Source organism: Youngiibacter multivorans (assembly GCF_017873395.1).
Classification (GTDB): domain Bacteria; phylum Bacillota; class Clostridia; order Clostridiales; family Clostridiaceae; genus Youngiibacter; species Youngiibacter multivorans.
In genome coordinates, this window is the sequence record NZ_JAGGKC010000058.1 from 1 (window position 1) to 5,017 (window position 5,017).

The 5,017-nt window shown below is 41.5% G+C and carries 5 protein-coding genes; 3 read left to right on the forward strand and 2 right to left on the reverse strand.

From position 1 onward, the window contains the following. Positions 1-327: 327 nt before the first annotated feature. Positions 328-1,467: a pyridoxal-phosphate-dependent aminotransferase family protein gene (locus J2Z34_RS17355; RefSeq protein WP_209461133.1), complete on the reverse strand. Its 1,140-nt coding sequence runs from the start codon at positions 1,465-1,467 to the stop codon at positions 328-330. Positions 1,468-1,604: 137 nt separating this feature from the next. Between J2Z34_RS17355 and cls the strand changes: the two genes are divergently transcribed. The 3 genes from cls to J2Z34_RS17370 are packed head-to-tail and all read left to right on the forward strand — an operon-like array spanning position 1,605 to position 4,348. Continuing rightward, positions 1,605-3,068, forward strand: coding sequence for a cardiolipin synthase (gene cls / locus J2Z34_RS17360; protein WP_209461134.1), 1,464 nt, complete (start codon positions 1,605-1,607; stop codon positions 3,066-3,068). 52 nt (positions 3,069-3,120) lie between these two features. Beyond that, positions 3,121-3,906, forward strand: a complete 786-nt coding sequence (locus J2Z34_RS17365; protein WP_209461135.1) for an HpcH/HpaI aldolase family protein — start codon at positions 3,121-3,123, stop codon at positions 3,904-3,906. Between the two features lies 1 nt (position 3,907). Continuing rightward, positions 3,908-4,348 (forward strand): GNAT family N-acetyltransferase, encoded by a 441-nt coding sequence (locus J2Z34_RS17370; protein ID WP_209461136.1) that lies wholly within the window; start codon positions 3,908-3,910, stop codon positions 4,346-4,348. A 93-nt stretch (positions 4,349-4,441) separates the two neighbouring features. Here the strand turns inward: J2Z34_RS17370 and J2Z34_RS17375 are convergent, their stop codons facing one another. Beyond that, the gene (locus J2Z34_RS17375; protein ID WP_209461137.1) at positions 4,442-4,897 is read right to left on the reverse strand and encodes a VanZ family protein; all 456 of its coding nucleotides are present in this window, start codon (positions 4,895-4,897) and stop codon (positions 4,442-4,444) included. Positions 4,898-5,017: the final 120 nt, after the last annotated feature.

Genomic DNA, 5,017 nt, shown 5'->3' on the forward strand with positions numbered 1-5,017 from the left:
CCTACTCGAAGCGTCTTCCTCCAACCAATATGGAGGTGACTCAAAAAAATTTACTCTGGTCTTATTACCTATTTCTGTTTAATTTTCAAAGAGCTTGTTGCTTCAGGCAACTTGTATATAATAACATTTGCTGGCTTAGGTGTCAACTAAAAATGAAAAATAATCGACAACCTTCAATTGTTTCATTAGTATATGAAGCCCAATGGAATTTTCAATTTTGTATTCCATCTCATATAAAAAAACCGAAAAAATCTTCGGTTTTTTTATATCTCCAAATCATTTTTGCAGGCGATAACTTAGGACAAACCCCATCTTTGTTGCCTTTATCTATCCCAAATACTTCAGGAACAAGTCCTTCAGATTAGACGTCCTGATGTAGCCCATTCCTTCAAGCACTGAATCCATCGCTTCTAAAACAAAGATAAGCTCTTCAGTATTTGCATTTTCCCCCATATGCCCCATACGGACGACCTTGTTCTTGAGATAACCAATCGATCCGGATAGGAGAAGTCCTCTTTCATTCTTAAGCCGAAGAAGTAACTCTACCGTATCAATACCTTCTGGCATTTCTACTACTGTTACGGTATTTGAATATCCGCTATTAAGATGAAGCTTCAGTCCATAATCCCTAAAAGCATTCCTGACTGCACCGGCAATATTTCTATGCCTTTTCTGTAATTCACCTATTCCCTCTTCAAGGATATTGTCTACCGCCTGACGCAGTCCGAGGATATCAGATGAAGGCATGGAGTATGGGAACCACTGGTTGGCTATGCTATCCTTAAAGGAAAGAAGGTTCATATAGTAGCTTGCTATAGGTGCCTTTCTCGCTTCCATGGACCTGAATGCTGCTTCGCTTACGCTTGCAAATGTGAGTCCAACGGGTGCAGAGAATGACTTCTGTGATGCACCAAGGCAGATATCAATCCTGTTCTTGTCAACATCAACAGGCTCGCCTCCTGAAGAAGCAACTGCATCTACGACACTCAATATTCCGTACTTCTTAAGCAATGGACATATCTCATCCACAGGATTTAAGACCCCAGACGGAGTATCGCAATGCACGAGTGTGGCATATTTGAAGTCATGGTCCTTGTCCAAGAACTCCTGAAGCACTGAGGTATCAATTTCTCTTAATCTGTCAAACTTCAATACTTCAGGAGTCCCACCATAGATTGTAACGAAGTCAGCAAATCCTTCTCCGAATATGCCATTGTCAAGCACCAGAACTCTGTCGCCAGGCTCTGTCAGACTGGCGCATGCAGCTTCAAGTCCCAAGATGCCTTCTCCTGACAATATGAAAACCTGATTTTCAGTCCCAATTATCCTCCCTATGTCTTTCCCAAGCTTCGAGTACATCTCGTAAAATTGCGGGTCCATGTCAGGATTCATTGTTTCAAGCGACCTTGCCTGCCTTACATTTTCTCTGACCCTTGTAGGTCCTGGAAAATATGCCTTAGTCTCCATTTACGTTACCTTCTTTCCTCTTTATATCCCGATTGCGGTAAAATTAGTGTTAACAGAGCCTGCTTAAGCAACCTTAATGATTATTTGTATTATACTGTATATAACGATTTGAGTGAATATGATAAGCGGTGGTGTATATGAGTCTTTATAATATAATTTATATAACTGTAATACTTCTGAACTTCATAATATCAGTGTACATTATTTTCGTGAACAGAGAGAAGCCTGAAAAATCCATAGGATGGCTTCTGATATTCATGTTAGTTCCAATTGTCGGTCTGGTTCTGTATTTTCTTGTTGGCAGAAACTGGAGGAGTACCAACCTGAAGAATAAGTTGTCCCATGAAATGTTGAATCTCATTAATGCGAGTCTGGATGATTATGAAGGTCCCTATCAGGATATAGCTAAGCTTGTGACAAACGGGAACTCAAGTCCCATGTTCATGAAGAACGAAGTCAAGCTTTACAGGGATGGGTATGAAAAATTCAACGATCTTCTTGTTGACCTGAAAAATGCCAGACACCATATACATATGGAATACTATATAGTCAAATCTGATGAAATTGGAAGGAAGATCTTTGACATACTAAAGGAAAAGGCTCTTGAAGGCGTAGAAGTCAGATTCGTTATGGACAAGGTGGGTGGAAGGAAATTCGACAAGGATTATCTGCGTGACCTAATTGACAGTGGTGTCGAAATCGTAACCTATTCTGCGCACTTTGCCAACTTCACCAGACTTATCGATACTTCCATCAACTACAGGAATCATCGAAAAATAGTCATAATTGACGGGGATATTGGATATATCGGCGGCAACAACATAGGTGATGAGTACCTCGGACAAAGCAAGTTCGGTTACTGGCGTGACACTCACATGAGAATACGAGGTGATTTTGTCCTCGGGCTGCAGGGATTGTTTTACGATGATTTTTTCTCTGTCATTAATATCAATGAGAATTCCAGAGTATTCGAGCTGCACCGCAGAAAAGAAGTGCACAAACAGATCCAAGATTTTGAGAAGTATTTCCCAAGAACTTCTGTAAGCTCATATATCCCGATGCAGCTTGCCTATTGCGGTCCTGCGTCGCCATTTTCAACAATTGAGCAGCTCTTCATAAAGATGATAACTTCAGCCAGGGAAAAGATATTTATAAGCTCCCCATACTTCATACCCTCTTCCGGGACTCTTGAAGCGCTGAGGATAGCCATCCTTTCAGGAGTTGATGTAAGGATAATAATGCCCGAACAATATGACCATCCTCCTGTTCAGCACGCCTCAATGACATTCATCAAGGAGATACTGCAGCTTGGAGCAAAATTCTATCTATATGACAAAAGCTCCTTCATTCACACAAAGGCTATAGTTGTTGACGGGCGTATGTTTACAATGGGTACTGCAAACTTTGACGTAAGAAGCTTCTATTACAATTATGAGGTCAATGCAGTTGTCTATGATGAACTGGAAGCCTCAAAGGTTGAAGGCATGTTCTTCGATGACATAGCCAGAAGCAGGCTCATTACGTTAGAAGAATTCAATGACAGAGGTTTAATGACTAACCTAAAGGAAAGCTTCTTCAGAGTTTTTTCTCTTCTCTTCTAGCGCTGTTCCTTTCACCGAAACTATAACAAGTAAGCAAATGGAGGAAATGAATTTGGGGAATGAATTTTTAAGGAAGGTCAAATCTGACAAAAAGCCATTAGGAACACTTAGTGCAATGGAAAGCACTACTGCACTTGAATGTCTTGGATACACGGGAATTGACTATGTAATGCTTGATACTGAACATGGTCCTTTATCAGAAGAAAGTGCTTCCAAATACATGCTTGCATGCAAGGCATCAGGACTTTCCACTCTGGTGAGGGTAAAGGAAATTTCACGAAGTCCAGTGCTCAAGGTTCTTGATTCAGGGGCAGATGGTATCATTGTCCCAGGAATCGAAAATATTGAACAGGTCATGCAGCTAGTAGGCTTTGCAAAGTTCCCTCCTGTAGGTAACAGGGGATTCTGTCCGACAAGGGATGGAGGATGGGGATTTTCTGAAAACTCATTATCCCTTGATAGCTATATGGATTACTGCAACCGAGAAACCATTCTGATTCCACAATGTGAAACCAAAGGATGCCTTGAGTCTATCGAAGATATTGTTTCCATCGAAGGTGTAGATGGAATTCTTGTAGGTCCGTATGATCTTTCGATTGACATGGGCAAACCGGGTCAGTTTGAAGATACTGATGTCAAAGGAGCAATCGAACGCATACTCCGTGCCTGCAAAGCCAGCGGTAAAATTTCAATGATATTTTCAGGAGATGCCCTTTCAGCGAAGAAGTATCTTGATGCCGGCTTCGATAGTGTTGTTGTCGGAATCGACACATCGATATACATAAGAGCTTACAGAGAAATAGTTTCTCAGATTATTGCAGACACGGGGATCATATAGGATGATAAGACTGAGACCTCTAAAGAAATGTGACTTGAAACCAATGATTGACTGGTTTGAAAACAGACTTGAATTCATGCAGTGGTGTGCTGGGAAATTCGAATATCCACTAACCATTGAGCAGCTTCACGAATACTATGACCGGTCTGAAAATGATATTGACGCATGGATAATGATCGCAATGGACACTGAAGGAAATCCTGTAGGCCATTTTCTCATGAGAAAGGCAGACTACATAAACAACAGCATACATATTGGATTTATCGTGATCGACAAGAACCATCGCGGAAAAGGCTATGGAAGAGAACTTGTTGATTCAGCTCTTAAATATGCTTTCGAGATTCTAAAAGTTAACAGAGTCACCCTCGGTGTTTTTGAAAACAATGCCTCAGCACACAGCTGTTATCTGTCAGCCGGCTTTGTCGATGAGAATTTCAATTAGTCTTCTCTTCAATACAACAATGAAAGCTGGGGACTCTACGAGATGGCTGCAGAAAGGCCCTGATTATAATGCAAATTAAAACGGAACCTGAATTCATGCTTTCAGGTTCCGTTTAATTTTCACTGAATATGATTCTGACATTGTCCTTACCATTACACCAAATCCAGCACCAACAGAATCAATTGCCACATCTGCAGGACTTCCTGCCCTGCCGGGAACAAACATTTGATGGAATTCATCAGTAGCTGCATATCCAATCGTGATAATGAGTGCGTACAGATATAACTTTCTACCAGAAGAATCAAAACTCAAAGCATTGGCAATCAGTAGAAACAAAATTGCATATTCTGTCATATGCGCTGCCTTGCGTACCAACAGGCTGATGACTGCAAGACCCTGTTCTCCCGTTCCTATACCAAGGAATCTCAAGATGGCGACAAGTCTGCCGGACATGTCAGAGGACTCTGTCCCATCCTGCATCGAGAACATGTAAATTATGACCATCCATATTATGACAGCAGCGTAAGAGACCATTCGCTTACTCTTCATTCAAAATCTCCTTAGGGGTATAAGTCAAATCCCCCGGACCAAAAGATCCGGGGGATTTAGATGACCTGGCGACGACCTACTTTCCCACAGAGCTTCCCCTGCAGTATCATTGGCACCTTG